This is a genomic window from Bacillota bacterium (assembly GCA_012837335.1).
Lineage (GTDB): Bacteria > Bacillota > Limnochordia > Darwinibacteriales > DTU012 > DTU012.
In genome coordinates this window covers 1-24144 of record DURM01000055.1, presented here as the reverse complement: position 1 = coordinate 24144, position 24144 = coordinate 1, and the positions used below count along the sequence as shown (strand labels likewise).

At 49.0% G+C, this 24144-nt stretch carries 28 protein-coding genes; 19 read left to right on the top strand and 9 right to left on the bottom strand.

Annotation, left to right across the window (positions count from 1 at the left end; genetic code table 11):
- Positions 1–42 precede the first annotated feature (42 nt).
- From GX019_07360 to GX019_07295, 14 genes are all read left to right on the top strand, one after another.
- A complete protein-coding gene (locus GX019_07360; GenBank protein HHT36981.1) occupies positions 43–561 on the top strand; it encodes a hypothetical protein in 519 nt (172 codons plus the stop codon).
- Positions 558–1895 (top strand): M48 family metallopeptidase, encoded by a 1338-nt coding sequence (locus GX019_07355; protein ID HHT36980.1) that lies wholly within the window; start codon positions 558–560, stop codon positions 1893–1895. The genes GX019_07360 and GX019_07355 overlap by 4 nt, the downstream gene beginning before the upstream one ends.
- A 22-nt stretch (positions 1896–1917) precedes the next feature.
- Positions 1918–2625: a hypothetical protein gene (locus tag GX019_07350; protein ID HHT36979.1), complete on the top strand. Its 708-nt coding sequence runs from the start codon at positions 1918–1920 to the stop codon at positions 2623–2625.
- 11 nt (positions 2626–2636) lie between these two features.
- Positions 2637–3392 carry a hypothetical protein gene (locus GX019_07345; GenBank protein ID HHT36978.1) on the top strand — a complete coding sequence of 252 codons (756 nt, stop codon included), beginning with the start codon at positions 2637–2639 and terminating at the stop codon, positions 3390–3392.
- A gap of 101 nt (positions 3393–3493) precedes the next feature.
- A complete protein-coding gene (locus GX019_07340) occupies positions 3494–3955 on the top strand; it encodes a tRNA (cytidine(34)-2'-O)-methyltransferase (GenBank protein HHT36977.1) in 462 nt (153 codons plus the stop codon).
- Positions 3956–3977: 22 nt separating this feature from the next.
- Positions 3978–5303 carry an electron transport complex subunit RsxC gene (gene rsxC, locus GX019_07335; GenBank protein ID HHT36976.1) on the top strand — a complete coding sequence of 442 codons (1326 nt, stop codon included), beginning with the start codon at positions 3978–3980 and terminating at the stop codon, positions 5301–5303.
- Between the two features lie 19 nt (positions 5304–5322).
- Positions 5323–6237 (top strand): RnfABCDGE type electron transport complex subunit D, encoded by a 915-nt coding sequence (locus GX019_07330; GenBank protein ID HHT36975.1) that lies wholly within the window; start codon positions 5323–5325, stop codon positions 6235–6237.
- Positions 6234–6842 carry an RnfABCDGE type electron transport complex subunit G gene (locus GX019_07325; GenBank protein ID HHT36974.1) on the top strand — a complete coding sequence of 203 codons (609 nt, stop codon included), beginning with the start codon at positions 6234–6236 and terminating at the stop codon, positions 6840–6842. The genes GX019_07330 and GX019_07325 overlap by 4 nt, the downstream gene beginning before the upstream one ends.
- Positions 6835–7467, top strand: coding sequence for an electron transport complex subunit E (locus GX019_07320; GenBank protein ID HHT36973.1), 633 nt, complete (start codon positions 6835–6837; stop codon positions 7465–7467). Before GX019_07325 ends, GX019_07320 begins: the two co-directional genes overlap by 8 nt.
- Before the next feature lie 11 nt (positions 7468–7478).
- Positions 7479–8051 (top strand): electron transport complex subunit RsxA, encoded by a 573-nt coding sequence (gene rsxA / locus GX019_07315; protein ID HHT36972.1) that lies wholly within the window; start codon positions 7479–7481, stop codon positions 8049–8051.
- Positions 8052–8089: 38 nt separating this feature from the next.
- Complete coding sequence (locus GX019_07310) at positions 8090–8905, top strand: RnfABCDGE type electron transport complex subunit B (GenBank protein ID HHT36971.1); 816 nt, start codon at positions 8090–8092, stop codon at positions 8903–8905.
- A gap of 16 nt (positions 8906–8921) precedes the next feature.
- Positions 8922–9941: an FAD:protein FMN transferase gene (locus GX019_07305; GenBank protein HHT36970.1), complete on the top strand. Its 1020-nt coding sequence runs from the start codon at positions 8922–8924 to the stop codon at positions 9939–9941.
- Positions 9942–10065: 124 nt separating this feature from the next.
- On the top strand, positions 10066–10977 hold the full coding sequence (trxB, locus tag GX019_07300) for a thioredoxin-disulfide reductase (GenBank protein HHT36969.1): 912 nt from the start codon (positions 10066–10068) through the stop codon (positions 10975–10977).
- An 82-nt stretch (positions 10978–11059) separates the two neighbouring features.
- Positions 11060–12082: a peptidoglycan DD-metalloendopeptidase family protein gene (locus GX019_07295; protein ID HHT36968.1), complete on the top strand. Its 1023-nt coding sequence runs from the start codon at positions 11060–11062 to the stop codon at positions 12080–12082.
- 34 nt (positions 12083–12116) lie between these two features.
- Here the strand turns inward: GX019_07295 and GX019_07290 are convergent, their stop codons facing one another.
- The 4 genes from GX019_07290 to GX019_07275 are packed head-to-tail and all read right to left on the bottom strand — an operon-like array spanning position 12117 to position 15585.
- The gene (locus GX019_07290; protein HHT36967.1) at positions 12117–12383 is read right to left on the bottom strand and encodes a metal-sensitive transcriptional regulator; all 267 of its coding nucleotides are present in this window, start codon (positions 12381–12383) and stop codon (positions 12117–12119) included.
- Between the two features lie 47 nt (positions 12384–12430).
- Positions 12431–13309: a signal peptide peptidase SppA gene (sppA, locus tag GX019_07285; protein ID HHT36966.1), complete on the bottom strand. Its 879-nt coding sequence runs from the start codon at positions 13307–13309 to the stop codon at positions 12431–12433.
- Positions 13299–14534: an alanine racemase gene (gene alr, locus GX019_07280; protein HHT36965.1), complete on the bottom strand. Its 1236-nt coding sequence runs from the start codon at positions 14532–14534 to the stop codon at positions 13299–13301. Before alr ends, sppA begins: the two co-directional genes overlap by 11 nt.
- 13 nt (positions 14535–14547) lie before the next feature.
- A complete protein-coding gene (locus tag GX019_07275; GenBank protein ID HHT36964.1) occupies positions 14548–15585 on the bottom strand; it encodes a peptidoglycan bridge formation glycyltransferase FemA/FemB family protein in 1038 nt (345 codons plus the stop codon).
- 170 nt (positions 15586–15755) lie between these two features.
- Between GX019_07275 and GX019_07270 the strand changes: the two genes are divergently transcribed.
- Positions 15756–16892 (top strand): D-alanyl-D-alanine carboxypeptidase, encoded by a 1137-nt coding sequence (locus GX019_07270; protein HHT36963.1) that lies wholly within the window; start codon positions 15756–15758, stop codon positions 16890–16892.
- 15 nt (positions 16893–16907) lie between these two features.
- Positions 16908–18836: a PASTA domain-containing protein gene (locus tag GX019_07265; protein ID HHT36962.1), complete on the top strand. Its 1929-nt coding sequence runs from the start codon at positions 16908–16910 to the stop codon at positions 18834–18836.
- Here the strand turns inward: GX019_07265 and nth are convergent.
- The 4 genes from nth to GX019_07245 all read right to left on the bottom strand — a co-directional run bounded on the left by nth (position 18823) and on the right by GX019_07245 (position 21497).
- A complete protein-coding gene (nth, locus tag GX019_07260; GenBank protein ID HHT36961.1) occupies positions 18823–19458 on the bottom strand; it encodes an endonuclease III in 636 nt (211 codons plus the stop codon). The two genes, GX019_07265 and nth, sit on opposite strands and share 14 nt — an antisense overlap.
- Before the next feature lie 54 nt (positions 19459–19512).
- The gene (locus tag GX019_07255; protein HHT36960.1) at positions 19513–20460 is read right to left on the bottom strand and encodes a ParB N-terminal domain-containing protein; all 948 of its coding nucleotides are present in this window, start codon (positions 20458–20460) and stop codon (positions 19513–19515) included.
- 24 nt (positions 20461–20484) lie between these two features.
- Positions 20485–21090 carry a metallophosphoesterase gene (locus GX019_07250; GenBank protein ID HHT36959.1) on the bottom strand — a complete coding sequence of 202 codons (606 nt, stop codon included), beginning with the start codon at positions 21088–21090 and terminating at the stop codon, positions 20485–20487.
- A gap of 80 nt (positions 21091–21170) precedes the next feature.
- Positions 21171–21497, bottom strand: a complete 327-nt coding sequence (locus GX019_07245; protein ID HHT36958.1) for a hypothetical protein — start codon at positions 21495–21497, stop codon at positions 21171–21173.
- 91 nt (positions 21498–21588) lie between these two features.
- Here GX019_07245 and GX019_07240 point away from each other — a divergent pair, with 91 nt between their 5' ends.
- The 3 genes from GX019_07240 to GX019_07230 all read left to right on the top strand — a co-directional run bounded on the left by GX019_07240 (position 21589) and on the right by GX019_07230 (position 23500).
- Positions 21589–22083: a hypothetical protein gene (locus GX019_07240; protein HHT36957.1), complete on the top strand. Its 495-nt coding sequence runs from the start codon at positions 21589–21591 to the stop codon at positions 22081–22083.
- Between the two features lie 26 nt (positions 22084–22109).
- Positions 22110–22757 (top strand): redox-sensing transcriptional repressor Rex, encoded by a 648-nt coding sequence (locus GX019_07235; protein HHT36956.1) that lies wholly within the window; start codon positions 22110–22112, stop codon positions 22755–22757.
- A gap of 68 nt (positions 22758–22825) precedes the next feature.
- A complete protein-coding gene (locus tag GX019_07230) occupies positions 22826–23500 on the top strand; it encodes a DUF554 domain-containing protein (protein ID HHT36955.1) in 675 nt (224 codons plus the stop codon).
- Positions 23501–23549: 49 nt separating this feature from the next.
- On the opposite strand, the gene GX019_07225 is transcribed toward GX019_07230, so the two are convergent.
- Positions 23550–24041 carry a hypothetical protein gene (locus tag GX019_07225; protein ID HHT36954.1) on the bottom strand — a complete coding sequence of 164 codons (492 nt, stop codon included), beginning with the start codon at positions 24039–24041 and terminating at the stop codon, positions 23550–23552.
- Positions 24042–24144 lie beyond the last annotated feature (103 nt).

The window sequence follows — 24144 nt, the reverse complement described above, 5'->3', positions numbered from 1 at the left end:
GATCAATATTAGCCAAGTTTTGCCTGTTAGGAGGCTGTACGAGTGGATAAGGCGCGGACAATGCTTTTGGTCTTATTGCTTTTATTATTGACATCTGGCGCGGTTAAAGCCGATGTTAATTTTATCGATCCGCACGGGAGTTTTATGTTTACAATTCCTAATGGATGGATTTTTCAGGCGGGTGAAAGCAGTGAACGCCTGCTGGTATTTTATGGCCCTGAAGATGATCAGCTCCTGTACATAGAATATTTTGCAGATTTAAGTTTAGATGATCCCTGGGAATTCGGCAGGCGAGTGCTGAAGCATTTCAGTGCCGAGTATGGACTGCGGGATTTTGAGCTGATTGCAGATCCTGAACTTTGGAACCTCAACGGAATTGAGGCTGCAGTAATAGAATACAAGTATAGAGGCAGCAAGACCCGCCGCGAACAGCGTTTTTTTGTGGTAATCGAGCAGGTGGGCTTAAACATAAGTTTCAGCGATGCTGAAGCGAGTTTTGATCACAGCCGAGAAGAGTTTGACCTAATTCTCAACAGCTGGCGTTGGGAGGTGGATCAGTGAAAACTGTCGTTTTCTGCGTGATGATGTTTTTGGTGTGTTCAACACTGGCTTGCGCAGCTGAGCCGAGTTTGATGGCCCACATCGAGAGAGCTGTGGGCAGATCGGCAAAGGAGCAGTTAACGGCGGCATATGGCGGTGAGTTTCAAGTTCGCCTCCATGATCATCTGCGGCTGCAGACAATATTTGAGCGTGTCAGCGAAGCAGTGGATGATCTAGACCATGACTATTCACTGACTGTGCTTAATTCCAATGATGCCAATGCCTTTTCACTTCCCGGCGGTTTTATCTTTGTCAGCCGAGGTCTGTTAAAGCTCATAGGCAGTGATGAACAGCGGATTGCCGGAGTGCTGGCCCATGAAATGGCTCATGTGAAGCAGAAACATGGCATTAACGCGTTAATGCGGCAGTTGGGCTTGAGTGTCATTGTGGAGCTGGGCAAAGCTGTGCTGGAAGTGCCCAAAAATGCTGCTGTGTATATTGCCAGCCAGGCCTTAATTGAGGTTGTTCAGTCCGGCTACAGCCGCGAAGCGGAGCTGGAGGCGGATCAGCGGGCTCTGCGCTATCTGGTTGAAGCGGGTTTCGATCCGGCGGGATTGGTTCACGTTCTTTCTGATCTGATAGTCTTCGAGGGGGAGCATCCCAGCGGCGATGTTTATCGATCTCATCCCTATATCAATACAAGAATCGAGCAGATCCTCAGCTCTTTAGGCTCGTTTTGGTCTGAGCCTAAGCTGATCAATGAGTGCGAACTGGTACTGCCTGCGGTTTCCGCAGATCCTTTGGGCAGGTTCCAGATAAATGGTCAATCGTTGTTTGACCGCCAGAACAACAGTTACGTCAGCTGGTTTGAGTCAATCTCGGTATCAGAGTTGGCCTTTGCTCCCGATGGTTCCCTGATCGCTGCTGCCGTTTGTGATCAGGAAATTTGGGATATTTGGTTGTGGAACCGCCACGGTGTGGTGGTCGAGCGGTGGAAGCTCGATTCTCCGGTTCCGATTCAAAACCTTGTGTTTTCGCCGGACAGCCGAAAAATTGCCTACAACCTGGTCCGCCCCGAAGGGATTGAGCTGTGGGTAGGCTATGTAGGAGAAATAACTAGGTATGCATTAGAGAATTCGCTCGGAGGAGAAGTCATATCATGGCAGGCATCCGGAATAATTTTAAAGGCTGAAGCAGATAAGTATTATCAGCTGGTGCCGCCTCACGTGGAAGCTGTGGAGACGGAAGACCCGATTCCGCTTGTAATTGAGCGCAAACCCCGGGTAAATCCGGAAATCGAACAAGGCCAGGATGATTCGATCAGGTTGACCCGGCCAAGTTCAATAGAACTATAAAAAATAAAGGAAGGTGACCTTTATGAAAAAAGTTGCTGTATTGATTTTAGTTTGCAGTCTGGTAGTGGGTATCTGCGCTGTGGCCGGTGCCCAGGAGCTGAGTTTCCAGGAATTAGCTGACAAAGTGGAGGAGAAGCTGAAGAGCATTGAGGATGCACGCCTTGTGCTTGAATTCGATATGGTGCAGATGGGGCAGAAAACCCGGACTGTGATGGGTATCAAAGGCAGTAAAGAGCATAAATTGACCCGCATCGAGATTTTAGCTCCTGATATTGCTGCTGGTCAGATTATGCTTCTCGACATGGAAAACAGCGAGATGAGGATGTACATGCCGGCTCTTAATCAGATTATTGTGCAGTCACTGGCCGCTTCTGCAGCCGGGTATGGTATCAACATTGACCTTGACGACTTAACGCAAAGCCTCAGCCTTGAAGGATTAGCTGGTGAGATTATTGAAGTTGTGGAAACCGAGGCCGGATTAGAGTATGTAGTAGCTGTTGCGGTTACAGATGAGCAGGTGCCGGTGCTTGTGATGCAGGGCATCGAAGTTGATCCTAAAGATTTGGTGCAGCATATCTGGATCGATGCTCAATTCATCCCCTACAAACTGGAAAGCTTCCAGGATGGCACATCCCTAGGCAGCTTAGTCCTGTCCGAATATGAGATTAATGTGGGCATGGAAACTGATGAACTGCGAGAAATGCCCGATGTTCCGCTGTTGCAGTTTTAGGAGGGATACTGGTGAATAAGAAGATCAGTCTGCTGTTAATTCTGATATCGGTTCTGGTTTGGTCCGGTACAGTTGGTGCTCAAGCAGGGTTGGTTGTGGGGTATACCGGTTCCGAGTGGTATACAGGCGTTGAAGCGCAGGCTGAAGCGCGGCGGTTGATTGGTTTTGTCGGTTACGAGCGGGATTATGCGTCCGGTATGATTGCTGTAACTAACGAGACCCCCACTATCTTGGGCTATGCCGAGATTGGCAGGGAAGCTTTTCTCGGCAATCTTAAATACGCTGTGAGCGCTCATGGCGGCAGTCCGGATCTATATACTGATGCTCAGGCTAGTGGTAAGCTCGGTGTTCGGGGTGAATTACTGCGGTTAAGCGGCAGCAGAGCATACGGGGTAGAAGCAGAAGCCAATATTTTGGGCTCACCATCATTAAGCGTTAAACCTTACATAGAGCTGCGGCAGGATGGTATTCTCAAAGCCCAAGTTGGGCTCGGCACCCATCCGGTATTTCTCAATCTTACTTATGGGTTCAGCTCTGATCCGCAGATCAAAACCAGCCTGTTTGGCACCTACCATATTGGCGAACGCTTTGATTACGGGATTAGCTTTACATTTGCTGACACGCTCAGTATCAGGCAGACGCTGAGCACTGAAAACAACCCAAGTCTCAGTTTATCCTGGGATGGTGTCGACTATCCCTTTAAGGTTGGTATTGTCTGGAAAAATAAACAGTTTCAGTGGCATGTCAGCTACGCGGTGAAATTATAACCCGAATTCTATTGCGAAGATGTAAAGCTTGCGTTATAATTAAGCATGGCGATTACATTGATTTAATTTAATATAGCGGATACAAAGGGGATTTAGATTCAGTGGATATTGTTTTATTCGAACCAGAAATTCCGGCAAATACCGGTAACATCGCCCGGCTGTGCGCGGTTGTTAACTGCCGGCTGCACCTGATTAGGCCTTTGGGCTTTTTTCTTGATGATCGGCACTTAAAGCGGGCCGGACTCGATTATTGGGACAAGCTGGATTGGCAGATCCATGACAACTGGGAAGCTTTTTATCAGAATCATTCCCACCAGCGGATTTTTTTTGTGGAAACGGGCGGCAAAAAGCTGTACACAGATGTCAAGTTCCAGCCCGATGACTGCTTGGTTTTCGGAAGTGAATCTAAGGGGATAGACTCTGCGCTCTTTCGAGATTGTCCTGACTATCACATATCCCTGCCGATGATTAATCCCCGCTCGCTCAATCTCGCCAATACTGTCGCAATTGTTGTTTATGAAGCGTGGCGGCAGTTGGGTTTTCAAGACGTCTTAAGTGAATAAAGTAACTCGTTTGAGGTGAGTAATGGTGAAAATTTTCAATTTTAGAGGTGGGGTACACCCTGATTACAATAAAGATATCACCAGCGATAAACCGATCAAGGTTTTGCCGGCCCCACAGCAGGTAGTGATTCCTCTCACGCAGCACACCGGCGCACCCGCCGAGCCAACTGTGAAAAAAGGCGATGAAGTGCTGCTGGGCCAGGAAATTGGCAGAGCCAGCCATGCTGTATCTGCATCTGTGCACGCATCAGTTTCCGGAACAGTAGTAGCGGTAGAACCAAGGCCAACAATCAATGGGCGCTCTGTTCTCTCGGTAGTGATTGATAACAACGGCCGCGATGCCAGAGCTCCCATGAGCGGGCACGATGATCCGATTCAGCTTTCAGCTGAAGAAATCCGAAAAAGAGTAGAAAGTGCCGGTATCGTCGGTTTGGGCGGTGCAGCTTTTCCAACCAGTGTTAAGTTGAACACGCCGGCTGACTGCAAAATTGATTATCTCCTGATCAACGGCAGTGAGTGCGAGCCTTACCTAACCGCTGACCAGCGGGTAATGGAAGAATATACCGAAGATGTGATTTTAGGCGCAAAACTGATAGCGAAAGCCAGCGGCGCTGAGAAAATTATCATCGCGATTGAAGCTAATAAACCGGAAGCGATCCGAAAAATGCAGGCGCTTGCCGGGTCAAATCAGATCGAGGTAGTCGCCCTTGCGGTGAAATATCCTGCAGGTGGGGAGAAACAGCTGATTAAAGCAGTGCTCGGTAGAGAAGTGCCGGAGCACGGTCTGCCTTCAATGTGCGGGGTTTTAGTGCAGAATGTAGAAACCGCCTGGGCAACAGCTAAAGCCTGCAAAACCGGACAGCCCCTCATTGAGCGGGTGGTAACAGTTTCGGGGGATGGAATCAAAGAACCGAACAACTTCTTGGTGAGAATCGGAACCCCGTTTAGAGAGATTATCGAGGCTGCCGGAGGTTTTACAGGCGAACCGGGTAAAGTAATCGCCGGTGGACCCATGATGGGGTTAGCCCAATTTGACCTGGATGTGCCGATGGTAAAAGGCGTTTCCGGTATTCTTGTGTTTTCCCAAAAAATGGTCAAGCAGTATGAGCCGATACCATGCATCAAGTGTGCTCGCTGCGTAGATGTTTGTCCTGTTTACCTCATGCCGGTTCGGATTGAGCTGTTTGCAATGAACGGTATGTGGGATGAGGCTGAGGATTATGGTGCGATGGACTGCATCGAGTGCGGATGCTGCACCTATATCTGTCCTTCGAAGCGGGAGCTTTTGGATTGGATTAGGGTAGCAAAAACGGAAATCGTTGAAGCAAAGCGGCGCCAAACTAGCTAATAGATTAGGAGGATATGCGGTGGAAGGAACACGTTTAGTGCTGTCTCCATCACCTCATGTGCGTGATGAGGATACGACACAGAAAATAATGCTGACAGTTGCAGCTGCTCTAATTCCGGTGTGGGCTGCAGCAACATATTTTTATGGATTCAACAGTATTCGCCTGGTGCTGGCCAGTGTAATCGCTGCGATTGGGTCTGAGGCATTGTTCTTGGCTTTAAGGCGCAAACCCATTACTGTTTCTGATGGCAGCGCATTGGTAACTGGACTGCTGTTGGGCTTGAGTCTGCCGCCGACACTGCCTACCTGGATGGCTGTGTTTGGTAGTTTTATCGCGATTGTAGTCGGCAAACAAGTTTTTGGCGGTTTAGGCTACAATCCTTTTAACCCGGCTCTGGTTGGTCGGGCTGTATTGGTAGCATCTTTTGCAACCCAGATGACAACCTGGACCGCGCCATTTACCGATGCTGTGACAAATGCGACACCCCTGGTGAGTAACGCCGCTTCATATTCTGAGCTGTTTTTTGGAGCCGTACCCGGATCACTGGGTGAGACTTCAGCTTTAGCAATTCTGTTAGGCGGAATTATTCTCTTTTACCGTGGTGTGCTGGATTACCGCATTCCGGTTGGGTTTATTGGTACAGTTGCAGTGTTCTCGCTGCTGTTTGGTCAGGATGTGATTTATCAGCTCTTAAGCGGCAGCCTGCTGTACGGTGCTATTTTTATGGCAACAGATATGGTCACATCGCCAATCACACCAGTTGGACGCTGGCTGTTTGGGATTGGATGCGGATTGGTTCTAGTTATCATCAGGTTCTGGGGTAATTTACCCGAAGGATTAACTTACAGCATTCTGCTGATGAATGCACTGACACCATTATTAAATCGGTGGACACGTCCGCGGATTTATGGCCGAGGGGTGAAAAACGCATGAAGGCATCAATGAGGCAGGTAATCGTACTGACAATTATTGCAGTGGCATCTGCGCTGGTGCTGTCGATGGTTTATAACTTTACCTATGATCCGATTCAGCGCAATAGGGCCGCTGCCCTTGAGGGCAGTATTCTGGCAGTGCTGCCGGGGGCAGTTGATTTTAATGTGATTGAAGCAGAGCTCACGGAAAGGATCGATGATGACCGTTCAACTGTAAGAAGCACGCCAAGCAGTGACAGCGGACCGCTCATGCTCTACCAGGGATTGGATGAGAGCGGTAAGGCTGTGGGCTTTGCTTTTGTGGGTGAAGGAGCCGGATACGGCGGCATCGTAAAGATTATGGTTGGGGTTGATCACAACACCGAGCTGATTTCCGGGCTTGAGGTTTTAGAGCACGCTGAAACACCTAATCTTGGCAGTAAAATCGAAGATGCCAGTTTCCGCAATCAGTTTATCGGCAAAGGGCTTAATGATCCGCTAACCGTTGGACAAGATATAGATAAGGTTTCCGGTGCGACCGTATCTTCCAATGCTGTCACTGCAGCAATTAAGGGGCAATACGCTCTTGCTCTTGAAGCCTATAAGGAGGCGGTTAAGAATGAATAAAATGGTTAAAGATTTTCTCCGCGGACTGTGGGATGAACATCCAACCTTTCGGTTAACCATCGGTCTGTGTCCCACCTTAGCCGTTACTACAAGTGCAGTGAATGGCTTAGGCATGGCCCTAGCAACCACATTCGTTTTGGTATGCTCCAGTCTGCTGGTAAGTATGCTCAAGCGGTTCATCCCCGGAGAGGTGCGGATTCCGGCATACATTATTATCATTGCTACATTTTCAACTACAATTGAGTATTTAATGGAGGCTTTTACTCCCGATCTCCACGCCTCTTTAGGCGTATTTATTCCCTTGATTGTAGTTAACTGCATTATTCTCGGCCGCGCTGAAGCTTACGCTTCCAAGATGCCGGTGCTTTGGTCCGGATTTGACGCGTTGGGAATGGGCTTGGGTTTTACCTGGGGCTTAACCTTAATCGGCTCCATTAGAGAGCTTTTGGGTTCCGGCACAGTTTTCGGCATGAATGTGCTTCCTGATGGCTTTACACCGATTGCCCTGTTAACATCACCGCCGGGAGCGTTTATTACTGTTGGCAGTCTGCTGGCTCTGATGAACTTTATCGGTGCAAAGATTTCAGAGCGAACCAAATCCCGCAGCGCAGAGACTGCTAATTAGGAGGGGAGAACGTGGAATATTTACTGCTGTTTATCGGTACGGTAGTTGTTAATAACTTTGTTCTGGTGCAGTTTTTAGGACTCTGTCCGTTTATCGGTGTTTCCAGGCAGGTTTCAACCTCAGTTGGAATGGGAGCAGCAACTACATTTGTTATGGTCATGGCTGCTCTTGCCTCCTGGTTGATTCAGCATTTTATCTTGATTCCTTACGGATTAGAATATCTCCAGACTGTGTCCTTTATTTTGGTTATTGCATCGATGGTGCAGCTGGTAGAAATGTTCCTGCACAAATCCAGCCCGGGTCTCTATCAAGCGATGGGGATTTTCCTGCCGTTAATTACTACTAACTGCGCGGTTCTTGGTTTAGCAATTAACGCTGTGCTCCGCAGCTATAGCTTAGGAGAATCTTTAGTCTACGGTCTTGGTGCCGGGGTAGGCTTTACCCTTGCTCTGGTGCTCATGGCAGGAATTCGCGAGGAGTTGGAATTTGCCGACATTCCTAAACCGCTTAAGGGTGCTGCTATTGCGTTTATTACTGCTGGCCTGCTCTCCCTTGCCTTCAGCGGCTTTGCCGGAATGATTTAGGTATAACGAAGGAGTGAATCAATTTGAGTAACAGCCTGATGGCTTTGTTGAGTATGGGTGGATTAGGGGTGCTCTTATCCATCGGCCTTGCGGTTGCTTCCAAGAAGTTTGCGGTAGAAGTGGATCCGAAGGTTGAAGAGCTTGAGATCGCCCTGCCTGGAATTAACTGCGGCGCTTGCGGCTATGCTGGCTGCCGGAGCCTGGCGGAAGCAATTGCCGATGGCAAAGCTCCTGTTAACGGATGTCCGGTCGGCGGTATCGATGTTGCCGAAAAAGTTGCTGAGATTATGGGGGCTGAAGCAGGCCTTGCTCCGCAGCGGAAAGTAGCTCAGGTACTCTGCAAAGGCGGCCATGCAGAAGCAGTGCAGAGAGCTGAATACAGCGGTCCTATGGACTGCCGCGTTATGAATCTGATCCAAGGCGGCGATAAGGGCTGCACCTATGGGTGTCTCGGTGGAGGAACCTGTGTTAAAGCTTGTCCTTTTGATGCGATGTATATGAATGAAAACGGCCTTCCGGTTGTCATCGAAGATAAATGCACCGGCTGCGGCGAGTGCGTTAAAGCTTGTCCCCGGGATATCATTGTATTAGCCGGTGAAGAAATGGGTGTTCACATCCGCTGCCGTTCTCTAGCCTTAGGCAAGGAAGTTCGCAAAGTGTGTCAGGTTGGCTGCATTGCCTGCCGCCGCTGCGAAAAAGAATGTCCGGTGGATGCGATCACTGTTACCGACAATTTAGCTGAAATCGATTATGAAATCTGCATTAACTGCCGCAAATGCGTAGCGGTCTGTCCGGTGAACACGATCGAGTATCAGGAGGGCAAACCGATTATTAAGCGGAAGAAGGCCAGTTAAGCAGAAGGATGATTATATGAAGAATAAAAAGATAGTTATTGCGGTGCTGGTGCTGGCAGTAGTCGGTGGAATGATCGGTGCATTTTGGCTTAAGAACCGCCAGCTGCAGGCACAGCCAATTACTTCAGCTCAACAAACTCGTTTTTTAATGGATACCTCGGTGGAGATTCGAGCTTCCGGTCCCGATGCGGAAGCGGCTGTTTCGGCAGCTTTTGCTGAAATGGCGCGCGTGGAGCAGCTTTTCTCGCGGCATATTGAAACCAGTGATATTGCCCGGATCAATAATGCTGATGGTATTTGGGTTGAGGTTGCACCTGAAGTAATCTCTCTTTTGGAGAAAGCCATCCACTACAGCAACCTCAGCGGCGGCACTTTTGATATTACCATTGGCGCCCTGCTGGATTTATGGAACTTCGGCGGCGGTAATAATAGAGTGCCGGCACCAGCTGAAATTAATCAGGCATTAGCCTTAATTGATTACACCGTCCTAGAGATTGATTCCAACACAAGCCAAGTGCGAATTCCCAAAGGAATGGTATTGGATCTGGGTGGTATCGCCAAAGGATATGCGGTTGATCGGGCTTCTGCTGTCCTGAAGCAGACAGGCGTTATCTCCGGCATGATTTACGCTGGAGGAGATATCACTACCATCGGAGCCAAGAGTGATGGCAGCCCATGGCGGGTGGGAGTGCAGCATCCCCGGATATCGACTCAGCTGATTGGCATTTTAGAGATGGCAGACAGCTCAATTGTAACATCCGGTGATTATGAGCGCTATTTTACAGCAGATGGTGTGCGCTATCATCATATTCTTAATCCCCACACCGGATATCCCGCACAGGGTCTGATCAGTGTCACTATCTACGGTTCGAATGCTGCCGATGCTGACGCTCTGTCGACTGCCATTTTTGTTTTAGGCTGGGAGCGGGGTCAGGATTTGATTGAGAATCTACCCGGTTACGAGGCTGTGATGATGGATTCATCAGGAAATGTTTGGGTATCTTCAGGTTTGAAGGACAAAATCCAGCTTCTATAGACCTGGTTGCAGAGAAACAGACTAACTGTTATAATACAGTTAGTCTGTTTTTGGTAATGATTACTATCAAGCTGAATACTTATCAGTCTTCTCAGCAGATACTAGTTGAATAGGAGTGATTTGGATGTATGATTTAGCAATACTGGGAGGCGGACCGGGTGGTTTGACCGCGGGCATGTACGCCGGGAGGGCAAATCTGAAGACGATCGTGATTGACAAAGGTTTACCCGGCGGACAGATGCAGAACACTCTCGAGATTGAAAACTACCCGGGTTTTAAGAACATCACTGGGGCCCAGCTCTCGGAGCTTTTGTATGAGCACATGCTGGAATTTGGTGCTGAGTGGAAGCAAGCAGAAATTGTTGATGTTAATTTTGAGGGCAGTGAGAAGCAAATAGTCCTAGCGGGTGGAGAGACAATCTCGGCAAAAGCAGTTATTATTGCCACTGGAACTCAACCTCGCAGGCTCAATGTCCCCGGTGAGACACTGTTAGCTGGTCGAGGTGTCAGCTACTGCGCTACCTGCGATGGCGCGTTTTTCCGCAATAAGCAGGTTGTGGTAGTCGGCGGAGGCGATTCGGCTGTGGAAGAAGGTATTTTTTTAACTCGCTTTGCAGCCCAGGTAACCATCATTCACCGCCGCGACCAGCTGCGGGCAGCCCCCATTCTCCAAAAAAGAGCTTTTGCCAATGATAAAATTAATTTCATTTGGGATACCGTGGTTGAGGAGATTGTCGGTGAAAACCGCGTAACTCAAGTGAAGCTGAAGAATGTCAAAACCGGTGAGGCATCGGAATTAGACGCCGATGGAGTCTTTATTTATATCGGCTATCTGCCTAACACTGGCTATTTAAAGAACTCTGGAGTTCTCAATGACAATGGCTTTATTGACACCGATGAGAAAATGGCCACCAAAATACCTGGGGTCTTCGCAATTGGCGATGTTAGAGAAACATATCTGCGGCAGATTGTGACAGCCGCTGGTGATGGAGCGCTGGCTGCGATGAGCGCCTACCATTACCTAGAAACACTCTAGGCAGAGATGCATAAAATAAGACGATTAAACCAATACTTTCATATATAGGAAAATAATGCGCAGGTTCTAACGGGAGGGAAATATGAAAGTCAGGTTTGTCGTCTTATTTATTTTGCTATTACTGCTGACTCTGATTTCGCCGCTCAGCATCGCTGATGGTTTGGGCTCGCGCTATTTAAAAAAGGGAACGCGGGGTCCCGATGTTGAGCAGCTCCAGGAATATCTTTATCATCTAGGCTATCAGCTGGCGGTGGACGGCATCTTCGGAGCAGAAACAGATGCCGTGGTGCGGCAGTTTCAGCGGGACCGCGGCCTAGCGGTAGATGGCATCGTCGGACCCCAGACGCTGGCAGCACTGCAAGCGGACGCTCTAGCGAATCAGGTTTATATCGTGAAGAAAGGGGATACCCTGTCCCATATTGCCAAAGCTTACAGCGTTTCTTTAGATGAGCTGATCCAAGCGAACGACTTAGCCTCAACCGTCATTTACCCCGGCCAGACTTTGGTGATTCCAGCCGCAGCTGCCGCCATGGAAACGCAGGAATATGTGGTTCGCTCCGGAGAGAATTTATCAGTGATAGCTCAAAAATTCGGTCTTTCAGCCGCAGACTTGGCAGATTTCAATGAAATCAACGATCCCAACCGCATCCAAGCAGGGCAGCTTTTAACTATTCCTGCCGGAGCAGTGAAACCAGCTGCTGCGGTAACCAGCAATCGGCCGCCTCAATTCAACTGGCCTGTTTCCGGAAAGATATCATCACCATATGGCTGGCGCAATCATCCGATTACCAATGTGCGCCATTTTCACGGTGGCATTGATATCGCAGCTGCTCAGGGAACTGTGGTGCGGGCAGCCGCTGCCGGTCGGGTAATCAGGGCGGAATGGATGGGTGATTACGGATACGGGATAGTAATCGACCACGGCGGGGGATACACGACCTGGTACGGGCATAATTCCCAGCTCTTGGTGAAAAAGGGAGATGTGGTTGCCGCCAATCAAGCTATTGCTCGAGTCGGCTCCACCGGTGTTTCAACCGGACCCCATCTTGATTTCCGCATTAAGTACAATAACCAAACTGTGGACCCACTCAAACTGCTGCCATAGAAAAACCGAGCAGTCATCGCCACTGCTCGGTCTTTTAGTTCAACAATCGTTTTAATGCGCCCATCAGTTCATCGATGGCATCAACCTGTCCGTCTTCAATTGCCCGCAGCAGACAGCTGTGGCTGTGCTCTTCGAAGATAATCATACCTACTCGATCAAGCGCAGCGCGGGCTGCCGAAACTTGGGTGAGCACATCGATGCAGTACTTTTCATCCTCAATCATTTTTTGAATGCCCCGGATCTGTCCTTCGATGCGTTTTAAGCGCTGGATAATCTTCTTTTTTGATTCGTTATCATCCATGCACAATCACCTCGATATTAATATGATACCGGGTAGGGGCATATTTGTCAAATCCACTGATAGCGGAGGTTGGTGCCAGCTTTGGGAATAATACCATCGATAATGCTCAGCAATCTCCCCAACAGCCCGGGTTTCTCATAGTAGGTTTGAATGTAATATGTACCGGTGATACCCGCCAATTCCAGCGCTTTCTGCTCCGCATCCTTAAGTGTGCCGAGTTCATCGACTAATCCAGCTTCCAAGGCCTGCCTGCCTGTCATGATCCGGCCATCGGCTACCTGTTCAACCTGGTCTCGCGGAAGATTGCGAGCAGTGGACACATCTTCCACAAATTGATCCCACGCATCCATGATCAGCTCGGTCAGCAGCTCTCGTTCTGCGTCGCTTAAGGGTCGCGAAGCAGAGCCCATGTCCTTAAACTCTCCCGATTTAACTACTTCAACATCAATGCCTAACATCTCATAAAGCTCAGCTAAGTTAGCAGACTGCATGATCACACCGATTGATCCGGTGATAGTGGAGCCATTGGCATAAATGTAATCAGCAGCAGCCGCGGTATAGTACCCACCCGATGCGGCAGTATCTCCCAGGGAGGCGACCACCGGTTTGCCCTGCTGCCTTAAATCTAGGACAGCCCGATACAGCTCCTGCGACGCAGCTGCTGAACCGCCGGGACTGTTAATTCTTAAAATGACTGCCTTAATCCTTGCATCCTCAGCGGCAGCGTGCAGCTGGTCGAGATAAGAACCGCCGGTCTTCACCAGCGAAGCACCGCTGCTTTCACCAATCACACCATCGATGTAGATCAAGGCAACCCCGTCGCCAAACTGCATGCGGTTAAAGCGGATCAGCCCGATTCTGATGATCACAGCAGCGATTATCAGCACTAAGAATATTTTAAAAAACTTTCTGCCATTAAGAACCATACCGATTCCTCCCTTTCAGGATTTCATGAGCAGCCTTGACACTGATTTCCTTAACATAGACTGTTCCGTCTTTGGACAGCGGCTGCCAAAAGCGTTCGTGCCAGTGGATTAAAACCATTTTTCCGTTGAGAAAGTAAGTTTTGGGTATGCGCCGATTGATTGCGGTGCGGCGGGCTCTGATGCTGACAACTGCACCGTAAAGATCCAGGGCGTGGGGGTGATCAGTTAAGTCAACGCAGCTCATGCCCATGGCGATTTTACCTACAATCGGACAGCTGACGCCATCAATCGAGACCTGCATCGGCTTGTTAATCAGTTGGACGATGGTGCTGTGGAGATGGCGGCGCAGGCCGCCGTTATTTGGTACCAAACCCAGACCATCGCTGTATCCGATGGGAATCACACCGATGATCGAATCCCGCTTGGTGATATAGGTGCGATTGTAACCGATTGGCTCTCCTTTAGCAGCGCGGTGCACCTGGATGATTCGCGTGTACAGCTGCCAGGTATTGCTCAGCTTAATATCGGGGGGCAGCTTTACTCGCGACTGGCCGAACAGGGCTGTGCCGATCCGCACTAAATCCAAGTGGCTTTCCGGCAGGGTGAAGAGAGCAGAGCTGTTGGCGGCGTGCCAAATCAGCTCCGGTAGACCTGCATCAAAAAACGCCTGCTTCACTTCTAACAGCCGCTTAAGCTGGAGTTTGGTGTATGCATAATTACTATCAGCTTCGGCAAAATGAGTATAAACACCTGCGAGCTGGAGAAATTTTTGCTCCAAAATCTGGCGGGCGCAGTCAACAGCGAGTTCTGGTGCAGCGCCAATCCGGTTCAGGCCTGTATTGATCTTTAAATGAACCTGAAGCTGTTTCTGCCGCGTTAAAGCCTGCTCAGCAAGGGGAATGATGATGCGGGGATCGCTTACGGTTACTGTGAGATTGTGCTCAATTGCGGTGGAAGCTTGTTCCGGCAGCACGGGTGTTAACACTAATATCGGAGTTTGAACCCCGGCTTCGCGAATTTCAACTGCCTCCTGAACATCACTGACTGCCAAACCCGTAACGCCCTTAAGCTCTAGAAACATGGACACAGCCTTGATCCCATGTCCATACGCATCTGCTTTAATGACTGGACATACTTGCGCACTGGTGAAATGCTGAACTGTCTGCAGGTTAGCCCCAATTGCGCTTAAATCAACAGCGAGCCAGGTCGGCCCTAACCATTTCATCAACTACTCATTCCTAACTATTATTTTTACCTGTCAGCTGATTGTAAATGCGAACAGCAGGATTCCACAAAGTGTAGAGAGGAGAAAGAGGCAGGTCAAACTCGCCAACATACTCAACGAGTTGAGCCCCGAAACCTTCTTTAAACCGGTATAGGCCGTAGAGGGGATTGTCGGGATTGAGGTCGCCCGAGACACCGCGGAAATCATAGGTGGTGCACCCTAAACCTTTAGCCCAGCGGATCATCGCCCACTGCAGGGCATAGCTGGCCTGCAGATTGCGTTTGGTATTGCTGGAAGCGCCGTATACATACCAGGCCCGTCTTCCTAAGCAAAAGGCAATCGCTCCTCCCAGCGGTTGGTTGTCATGGAAAGCAAGGAACAGCTGAGCAGTCCTGGGAACAACCAGGGCATCCCAGAGATTTTCAAAATACTCGAACGAGCGGATTTTAAAGTTATCCCTGACAGCAGTCTCCTGAAGCAGAGGATAGAATAGCTCCAAATCAGATTTAACTCGGCTCAAGTGGACAGTAACCCCGCGGCGCTCGGCGTAGCCGATATTGTAGCGGGTTTTACTTTTCATGTTTTTCAGGATTGTATCAAGAGAAGGGCGGATATCAAGCTCCATAATGAATTTTGGCTGCACGTTGTTAAAATCAAGACCGGTATCAATTTGCTTAAGTCTTCTAGCAGTGTCAGCCCACACTGGGTCGTCCTTTTTGAGCGCCGGATCCATTTTCCACAGCAGGGCGCCGTGAGCTTTACCCAGTTCGCGTCCAGCTTCCAGCAGGAAATCCAATGCTTCCGGACTGGAGAACAGGGGTCCCCTGGGAGAGTAAAAAATGCATTTGCCGGGTAAGGGCAGTCTGCGTTTGAGAATCAGTGCACTCGCCTGGATCTGGCCGTTAGCGGATACTGCCAGCGGGAGAGCTTCCCAGCCTGTATGGGCTTTGAGTTCTCCCCAGTAGGTAGTCTGCAGTAGATCGCCGGCGGGATGGGAGGCGATGTAGTGATTAAACAATTCAGGATGGCTGTCAAACAGCTTGGCTTCCATGGCTGGGTCACTCCTCCGGAAAAAGAAAACTATTACCATTATATGCCGCCTAAGCTAAATATGTGATTTAGAGACTACAAGAATATTGCAGCTTGGTACGAGATTCTCGTACTAAGATACAATCTGCATGCGTATGATTATGTAAGCGTCTAAGGGGGTTGAGGGTTGAGATGAGAAAATGGATCAGTGTTCTGCTGCTGGTAGTTTTCCTGGGAAATCTTGCATTTGCCCAACCACAGGATTTTCCCGAAATTAACGCCGTCGCAGTCGTCATTTACGACGCAGATTTCGATCAAATGATTTACGGCAAAAACCCGCATGATCAGCGATCCATTGCCAGCCTTACTAAGATCATGACCATGCTCTATGTTTGCGAGCTGGTGGAACAGGGCAAAATTGCCCTCGATGATGTGGTAACAGCGAGTTCTAATGCGGCCAGTCGGGACGGAACCGAGATCAAACTTAAGGCAGGGGACAAATTCACCGTAGAGGAGCTTTTGTACGCATCTGCGTTGGCCTCGGCTAACGATGCGGCGGTAGCGCTGGCAGAGTATACCGCCGGGTCAGAAGCAGAGTTTGCTAAGTTGATGACCAAGCGGGCCAGAGAAATGGGATTAACCGATACTAATTTTGTGGACTGCACGGGGCTTTTATCAATTTACAGCGGAAATTATTCAACCGCCTACGAGATGGCAGTGCTGTCCCGGATTGCTATGGAAAACGAGCTGTTTAAACGCCTGGTTTCCACCAAAGAGTATGAACTGAAGCCTCAGAACCGCACGATCCGCAACTCCAATGTGCTCCTTCATGAAGTAGAAGGGGTAAATGGAATTAAAACCGGAGCAACCACACCCGCGGGACACACTTTGATAACTAGCGTGGAGCGGAATGGGCGTAGTTTAATTATTGTTGTGCTGGGGGCACCCAGCCGCGAGTCCCGCAATGAGCAGTCAGAAGCGCTCGTTGAGTATGCCTATTCCAAACTCAAAACTATCATACCTGCGGGGCAGGCTGTCACCCAGGTAAAAGTGACCGATGGTGTTACCCATCTCGTCGATGCTGTTTTGGAGCGGGATCTGTCCATGTTTGCCTTCGAGCCTAAAGATGCTGAGATTGATACCAAGATCGAGCTAAAGGACAACCGGGCTCCGGTTGATAAAGGCGATAAAGTTGGTGAGCTGGTGATTATCCGCAATGGGGAGGAATATGGGCGAATAGATTTGGTATCCAACCAGAACACTGGTTTGGCATCGGTGCTGCGGCGGCTGTGGAATCGCATTGTGGAGTTTTTCAGCCGACTGTTTTAAGGGGGAGGGTGGCTTGTGCGAGTTTCCAGTTCGATGGTGGCTAGGCGCATCTTGATCATGTTTGCAGTCCTCATCGCAGTAGTCTCATTTTTAGGAGGACGTTTAGTATATATCCAGTTTTTCCAGAATCCATTCTATGTCAGCAAGGCAATGGAGCAGCGGCTGCAGAAGATTCCCGTTGATCCGAAACGGGGGGCGATTTATGACCGCAACGGTATTCCCCTTGCAGTGACAGTGAGCGCCAGCGCGGTTTACGCTATACCGATGGAGATCAAAGACAAAGAAGCCACTGCCCGCACGCTCGCTGATATTCTTGACCTTGATTATGAATTTGTACTTAACAGGCTCAAAAAATCCACGGCGAGCGAATGGATCAAGAAACGAGTGACAACTGATGAAGTGCTTGAGATTCACCGGGCTGATCTGCCCGGTGTGGGTGTAGTTGATAACCCAACTCGGTTTTATCCCTATGGTTCGATTGCACCTCAGGTTTTGGGAATTGTCGGCATTGATAATCAGGGGTTGGAAGGAATTGAGCTTTATTACGATCAGTATCTGAGGGGCATCAAAGGTGAGGCAGTCTTTGAAAGAGACGCGGTGGGGCGCATTATTGATGACGGAATCAAGGGATATACCGCAGGGATAGACGGAGCTGATATCATCCTTACCATAGATTTCTACATTCAGCAGATTGCGGAAAGGGAAGTCAGGCGAGCTGCATTAGAAACTGGATCACGGCTGGCTTTAATCGTGATTGCGGATCCGAAAACCGGTGAGATTTTGGCCAATGCAATCTATCCCAGCTATGATCTTCTCAATTACAATGATTATCCAATTGAAAACCGCAGAAACATCGTGGTTACAGACACATATGAGCCGGGTTCAACTTTTAAAGCGGTTACTGCGGCGGCCGCCCTGGATTCCGGTATTGCTAGTCTGCACACCCACTTCTTTGATCCAGGGTATATCATGGTTTCGGGTTGGAGAATCCGCTGCTGGAATCGGGGCGGTCATGGACCTCAGTCCTTTACTCAAACTCTCGAGAACTCCTGCAATCCCTTTTACGCTAAGCTGGGAATTGATCTGGGCGGCGAACGGTTTTATGATTATCTGAAAGCGTTTAAACTTGGTGATCGATTAGGGGTGGATTTTCCGGGAGAAGCCCCTGGGACAGTGCGGCCGCCATCAGAAAAAGTTCCCCTGGTAACTTGGGCCAATATTGGTTTCGGCCAGGGCTTGACAACCACACCAATTCAGCTTTTAGCTGCCTTTGCTGCGATTGCCAATGACGGCATCTTTAATGTTCCCCACTATGTAAAGGCAATTGTTACTCCCGAGGGTGAGCAGCCGCCGAATATTCCGCCGCCGGAGCGAGTTATCGATCAGGAAACTGCTGCCACTGTCAGCAGTGTGCTCCGGTCAGTGATTGCCAACGGTTCAGGGAAAAGAGCGGATGTAAAAGGATATAATGTGGCAGGGAAAACCGGCACTGCACAGCTGGTAGAAAACGGACGCTACTCCCATTCTAAAACCGTTACTTCGTTTGCGGGCTATGCTCCTGAGGATGATCCCCAAATGGTGGGTTTAATCGTGCTGTGGGAACCCCAAGGCGCGTTTTACGGCGGCATTATTGCCAGCCCCGTGTTTGCGCGATTGGTAGAGCAGATCATGCCTTATTTAGGTGTTAAGACCAGAGCAGTTGAAGAGATTGATGGGCGCAGCGCGGTAAAAGTACCTGATGTGCTCGGCAAAGCTGTTCATGAAGCGCAAAAAACCCTGACTGAGCAGGGTTTTAGAGTTGAAGTGGCTGGCGGAGGCACTCGCATCATCGACCAGATTCCAGCGCCGAACGCGCAAGTTCCACCTCAGACGACGGTTATTATCTACACTGATTTGGATTATCAGCCCACATACAGCGATCTTCCCGACCCTATTGGTGTGTGAAAGCAGTTTGGCAGAGGTGGGCGAGAGGGCACTCTTCGCAGTTAGGCTTACGGGCGCTGCACACCCTTCTACCGTGGAGGATCAGCCAGTGATGGGCGTCCTTCCAGTATTCTTCCGGGATCAGAGCAGTCAGCTGCTCTTCAGTTTGGTTTGGATTGGAACTTGCTGCCAGACCGAGCCGATTGGCCACCCGGTGAACATGAGTATCGACGGGAAAAGCTGGTACATTAAAGGCATTAGCCAGCACCACATTGGCAGTTTTCCGGCCCACACCGGGAAGTTTCATCAGCTCTTCCCGGGTTCGGGGCACTTCGCCGTTGTAGTTATCAATCAGAATCTCGCAGGTTCTTTTGATATTTTTGGCCTTGGTCTGCCACAACCCTGCGGTGCGAATATAGGATTCAATTTCTTGAATCGACAGCTGCTCCAGAGATTCCACCGTGGGATGATCCGCAAAAAGCTTCCGGGTGATGATATTAACCCGCTGATCAGTGCACTGGGCTGAAAGAATCGTGGCAATCAAGAGCTGAAAGGGAGTTTCGTGCTCCAGTTCAGTTGTAGGATTCGGATAGAGTTGAGCTAAAATCTCTAAAATTTCATCTACTGCAGCTTGTTCCAGCATAGTTTACGCTCCTTTTGGTACCAAAAGAGCGCTTTGATTTACGGAAGCGCTCTTTCACACGTTATGCACACCTTGAACATCATCTTCACTGAGAATCTTCGGCTCAGGTTGGTGAGCCGCTGCACTATGGTCGCATTTGGTGCAGCCTTCACAGTTTTTAGTGACCTTTACCAATCCATCTTCATCTATAATCAGTCCATGAGGACAGTCATGGACGTTTTCATTCAACTTCAATAAACTGTTGATCACATCAAAAATCTTATCCTTAAGCGTCTTCTTCTCGGTTGGACGCAGGTCTGCCAGCGCTTCTCGGTAAGTAACCTGCTCCTGAGTCAGCCTGGATTTAGCAATGCGGTGGTAAGTAGCGTAGAGAAACAGATCTGCTTCGGTCCGGTTGGGAAATTCATCCAGAAGTCTTTCCCGGCGGATTTCTTCAACTACCGGTTTGTAAATATCTTCATACCACTGCTTGGCGACGTGGAGAAAACTGTCGTTGATATAATATCTTTTGTATTCTTCGTGTTCGAAGCGCTCAATCTGCTTCAGCAGCTCCTGATACATACCCAGCTCAGTAAACTGGATATCCGATAATCCGGTGCGGTACTCAAAGTTGGCCCGCTCCCGCCACAACAGATGCTGCGGTGTATCACCGGTGGGCAGAAACTCAGTAACATAGGCATCGATATAGATCTGTCCGATTTCTTTGGCAGCAGCTACCCGGTGGTTTCCATCTACAACATAGTATTTGTCTTTGATTTTGTATAAATCTACAGGGGGCAGGATCACGCCTTCCTCTAATGCCTTTTTAATTCCGGCATAGCGCTCCATGGCATTGCGGGAGGTTAAGCGAAAGCGAAACTGAGAATCAAAATCCTGCCAGCGGTTGACTGAACCGACAATTCGTTTTACCTCGACAGTGCGCAGTCCCAGCTCAATTGATTCAGTAAGGTTCTGCTCCGACATTTGGCGATCGAACGATTCGACCGTTCCTCGCAGGAACATCTGGCCACCTCCTTTAGGCGCGGACTAATCTTCGTCAGTGTCTAATATATAATAGCCGTATCCGTTAATCACCTTAGTGTTGTTGACAACATCGATTCGTTTTTGTTTGAGACCGTAATTTAAGTGGGTGTGACCATGAATAAAGTATTTCGGCTGGTATTTGTGGATCATTTTGGAAAAAGTAAGGAAGCCCTTGTGACATTGATCTTCCGCATCATGAATGCCAAATGGGGGAGCATGGGTGAGTATGATATCGATTTTCTGATTAAGCATGATTTTAAACCGCATTTTCTGCCACAGCCACCACATTTCCCGCTCGGTTCGCTGCACCGCTCGGGGAGAGTGGTAAAACATGGAGCCTTCAAAACCCATGATCGTGATATCTTTCACTTTTATTATTCTGCCATCAATATCCTCTCCGCCTTCCGGCGGTTCTCGGTCGTAATCATAGTCATGATTGCCGCGAACATAGTAAAGTGGAGCGTTAAAGACAGACATTAAATATGATAGATACCACGCTGGCAAGTCGCCGGCGGAAAGAATCAATTCGATATTATCGGGGAATCGCTCCCGTCGAAAATGATCATAGAGCAGTGGATCGACGGTATCGGCTACAACAAGTATTTTCATATCCTCGCCTCCCATTTAGTATAGGGATAGATGAGCTGGATTAGCAAGACTCTCCCTGTAAAGCTTTAGTGAAATTGCGGTCATTCTTCCATGTTATCTGTAAAATAAGTCGGAGCACCATTTTCTTCGGCAACTACTTTTCTTTTATTCTCAACTTCTGCTAATACTTTATCTTCGAAGGAAATTCCCCTCAGTTTCTCGAAGATAGTAGGAGGAGAGACGATGGTGCTGTAGCGTTTGGGGGCATTGTACCAAACCGCTTTTTCACCTTGGCAGGCTTCCACTTTAGCGTGTTTTTCATAGAGGGTGACGCGGAGTCCCCATCGTTTACCGGACTCAAACTCGTAATAAACTGCTGATTTGTCAGTAGGCCGGGTCCATCTGCCCTTATTTAATCCTTTGATCAAGGCTTTCTTCCTTTCATGCTTTTCTGATTAATAACGCTGTTGTTGATTGTATTCGACATTGAGTTCGAAAATCCTAGGAGGAATGGCGGACATGATTTTAATCCTGATTGGAATGCTGTTAAGTTCGCTGATATTTGCACCGGTATCGGCTGCAGCGGTCGAACTGGCGGAAACAGCTTTAGAGGAAATTGAAACCGGCCTGCGGTTTTCCGATATGGGCTGGTCCAGCGATGAAGATGACTTTTTTGAATATGTGCCCAATGAGGGAGTATTTGAACGGGGCACAAGGGTTTGGGCTTTTTTAGAAGTAACCGGATTTGAAAGCTATTTCGAGGATGGATATTATTACAATGACCTTGCCGTAGATGTCTATTTAAAGACAGGGTTCGGGCTGCGGCTGTTTAGACAGCTTGACGTGATTGAGTTTAATGATCCCTCCGATCAACCGGAGGAGTATATTTGGTTTTACTTATGGGTGGATATACCCTGGTGGGCACCGCCCGGAACTTATATCGCAGAGGTAGTGGTGAGAGATCGGGTGAGCAGTCAGGAGGTTATCCACGCTGAAAAACTGAGAGTGCGTTAAAATTTAATACTTTGGGAGGAGATTGGATGAGCATTCGCAACCAGAGAAGAAAGGAAGGCATCCCTCGAGGTGTAATCAGCAGACTGCCAAACTATCACCGCTATTTATCGGAGTTGTCCCAGGAAGTGGAGAAAATCTCATCCGCTGAGCTTGGGAAAGCTCTAAATATGACAGCAGCGCAGATCCGCTCCGATTTAAGTTATTTTGGTTCATTCGGCCTGCACGGCTATGGCTATCGAGTGGATGAGCTGAAGGAACATATTGAGAGCATTTTGGGATTAGATCGGGAATACCATCTGGTGTTGATCGGCGCGGGGAACCTAGGCCGGGCGCTGGTAAGCTATGCCAATTTTCGCCGGAGAGGGTTTTTCATTAAAGCTATCTTTGATGCGGATCCTGAGGTGATCGGTGGGGAAGCTGCGGGCATGCAAATTCAATCCATCGATACACTTGAAGATTATATCAGCAAAAACCAGTGCGACATCGCTGTCATGACTACCCCTAAAGATGTCAGCCAGGCCATCTGCGATCGGCTGGTAAAGCTCGGTGTGAAAGCAATCTGGAACTTCTCTCCAATTCACCTGCGCGTTCCCGATGATGTAATTGTGGAGCACATCCACCTAACCGACAGCCTGCTGCAGCTTTCGTTTCAATTAAGCCAAGAGAGGGATTGACATTTTCTCCATTCCCGATATGATAGTAATAATATCTTGTTTAGAGACAGCAGGGGGATTGGTTCGGGATGTTTTGGGGAACGATTATCAATGCGCTGGCGATTGCGCTCGGATCTGTAATTGGAATGGTGCTTCATCTCCGGGAAGCTACTCAGCGCACGATTATGCATGGTTTAGGACTAGTTGTTATGATTATAGGTATAAAAATGGGGCTGGATCATGACAATATCCTCATCCCCTTGGCCAGTATTGTGGCGGGTGGATTTATCGGTGAAATCCTCAAGATCGAAGCCAGACTGGAGAAGATTGGGGACCGGTTGGGGAAGGGTAAGTCAGTCGGTGAAGCCAGCCGGATTACTCAAGGCTTTGTGACTGCATCGCTCGTATACTGCGTGGGAGCGATGGCGGTAATCGGAGCACTCGAAAGCGGGCTGCACAAAACTCATGAAACACTTCTGGCTAAAGCGATGCTTGACGGTGTGAGCGCGGTCTTTTTCGCATCCTCATTCGGCATCGGGGTCTTGTTTTCTGCCGTTCCGGTGTTTATTTACCAGAGTCTAATCACCGTATTTGCCGGACTTTTAGAACCCCTGTTTCACGCAGCTGCCCTGCAGGCGATGGGGGCAACTGGGGGATTGCTGATTGTCGGTATTGGTCTTAATATCCTCGGTGTCAGTAGAATCGCGGTGGGCAATCTGCTGCCGTCTCTAGCAGTCGCCGTCATTTTATCAATCTTTTTTTAGGAATATAAAAATGCTGCGCAGAGTATCATCGAGGCGCAGCATTTCTGCATTAATCATCATTCATCGTATCATCAAAGTCGTCTATTTCCAACTCGATTTTGTTGGAAAATCCTGCAGTCATGCGATATTTCAGCTCAAATTCCTCGAGATCGTCCTGGGCGATTTGCAGCTGGTCCAACACACCCTGAACCAAAGTTAGGGGCTCACGGGAGGTGAGGGGAGGTAGGGAGCTGATTAAAGTTTCAATTTCGGCTGCAGCTTCATCACCACTTAATTTCTCGCCATTCCGCCGTACAATTTCAGCTCGGGGTCTGCCGTCTCGGTCTTTGGAATAGTCCATTTCAATTTCATCGCCATCCATCAGCTCTATGTCCAGCTCGAATTTGACCACATCTGCAGGAGAGCTGCCGGCGCCGCCTGCCTGAGACTGGAAGAACCTAGGTGCATCGCTGTCCGGGGGTTTGGCAAAGAAGCTGTTCGCCCCAACTAGCAGAGCGAGAACTGCCAGAACAATAATGGGAATATACTGCCTTGATTTCATGATATCTTAAGCCTCCTTCTGCTCCTGTTAACATTTTGCCCAGGAATGCAGGTTCGGAGGCTTGTAGTTTTTTCCGCGTAAAAAAACTAAGGGAGCGCCGCAC

Bases quoted from the DNA above. Each gene is read 5' to 3' on its own strand.
- GX019_07350 (HHT36979.1), top strand. From the start codon at position 1,918: ATGAAAAAAGTTGCTGTATTGATTTTAGTTTGCAGTCTGGTAGTGGGT.
- rsxC (HHT36976.1), top strand. From the start codon at position 3,978: ATGGTGAAAATTTTCAATTTTAGAGGTGGGGTACACCCTGATTACAAT.
- GX019_07325 (HHT36974.1), top strand. From the start codon at position 6,234: ATGAAGGCATCAATGAGGCAGGTAATCGTACTGACAATTATTGCAGTG.
- GX019_07320 (HHT36973.1), top strand. From the start codon at position 6,835: ATGAATAAAATGGTTAAAGATTTTCTCCGCGGACTGTGGGATGAACAT.
- GX019_07310 (HHT36971.1), top strand. From the start codon at position 8,090: ATGGCTTTGTTGAGTATGGGTGGATTAGGGGTGCTCTTATCCATCGGC.
- GX019_07305 (HHT36970.1), top strand. From the start codon at position 8,922: ATGAAGAATAAAAAGATAGTTATTGCGGTGCTGGTGCTGGCAGTAGTC.
- trxB (HHT36969.1), top strand. From the start codon at position 10,066: ATGTATGATTTAGCAATACTGGGAGGCGGACCGGGTGGTTTGACCGCG.
- GX019_07295 (HHT36968.1), top strand. From the start codon at position 11,060: ATGAAAGTCAGGTTTGTCGTCTTATTTATTTTGCTATTACTGCTGACT.
- GX019_07290 (HHT36967.1), bottom strand. From the start codon at position 12,383: ATGGATGATAACGAATCAAAAAAGAAGATTATCCAGCGCTTAAAACGC.
- sppA (HHT36966.1), bottom strand. From the start codon at position 13,309: ATGGTTCTTAATGGCAGAAAGTTTTTTAAAATATTCTTAGTGCTGATA.
- alr (HHT36965.1), bottom strand. From the start codon at position 14,534: ATGAAATGGTTAGGGCCGACCTGGCTCGCTGTTGATTTAAGCGCAATT.
- GX019_07275 (HHT36964.1), bottom strand. From the start codon at position 15,585: ATGGAAGCCAAGCTGTTTGACAGCCATCCTGAATTGTTTAATCACTAC.
- GX019_07270 (HHT36963.1), top strand. From the start codon at position 15,756: ATGAGAAAATGGATCAGTGTTCTGCTGCTGGTAGTTTTCCTGGGAAAT.
- nth (HHT36961.1), bottom strand. From the start codon at position 19,458: ATGCTGGAACAAGCTGCAGTAGATGAAATTTTAGAGATTTTAGCTCAA.
- GX019_07255 (HHT36960.1), bottom strand. From the start codon at position 20,460: ATGTTCCTGCGAGGAACGGTCGAATCGTTCGATCGCCAAATGTCGGAG.
- GX019_07250 (HHT36959.1), bottom strand. From the start codon at position 21,090: ATGAAAATACTTGTTGTAGCCGATACCGTCGATCCACTGCTCTATGAT.
- GX019_07240 (HHT36957.1), top strand. From the start codon at position 21,589: ATGATTTTAATCCTGATTGGAATGCTGTTAAGTTCGCTGATATTTGCA.
- GX019_07235 (HHT36956.1), top strand. From the start codon at position 22,110: ATGAGCATTCGCAACCAGAGAAGAAAGGAAGGCATCCCTCGAGGTGTA.
- GX019_07230 (HHT36955.1), top strand. From the start codon at position 22,826: ATGTTTTGGGGAACGATTATCAATGCGCTGGCGATTGCGCTCGGATCT.
- GX019_07225 (HHT36954.1), bottom strand. From the start codon at position 24,041: ATGAAATCAAGGCAGTATATTCCCATTATTGTTCTGGCAGTTCTCGCT.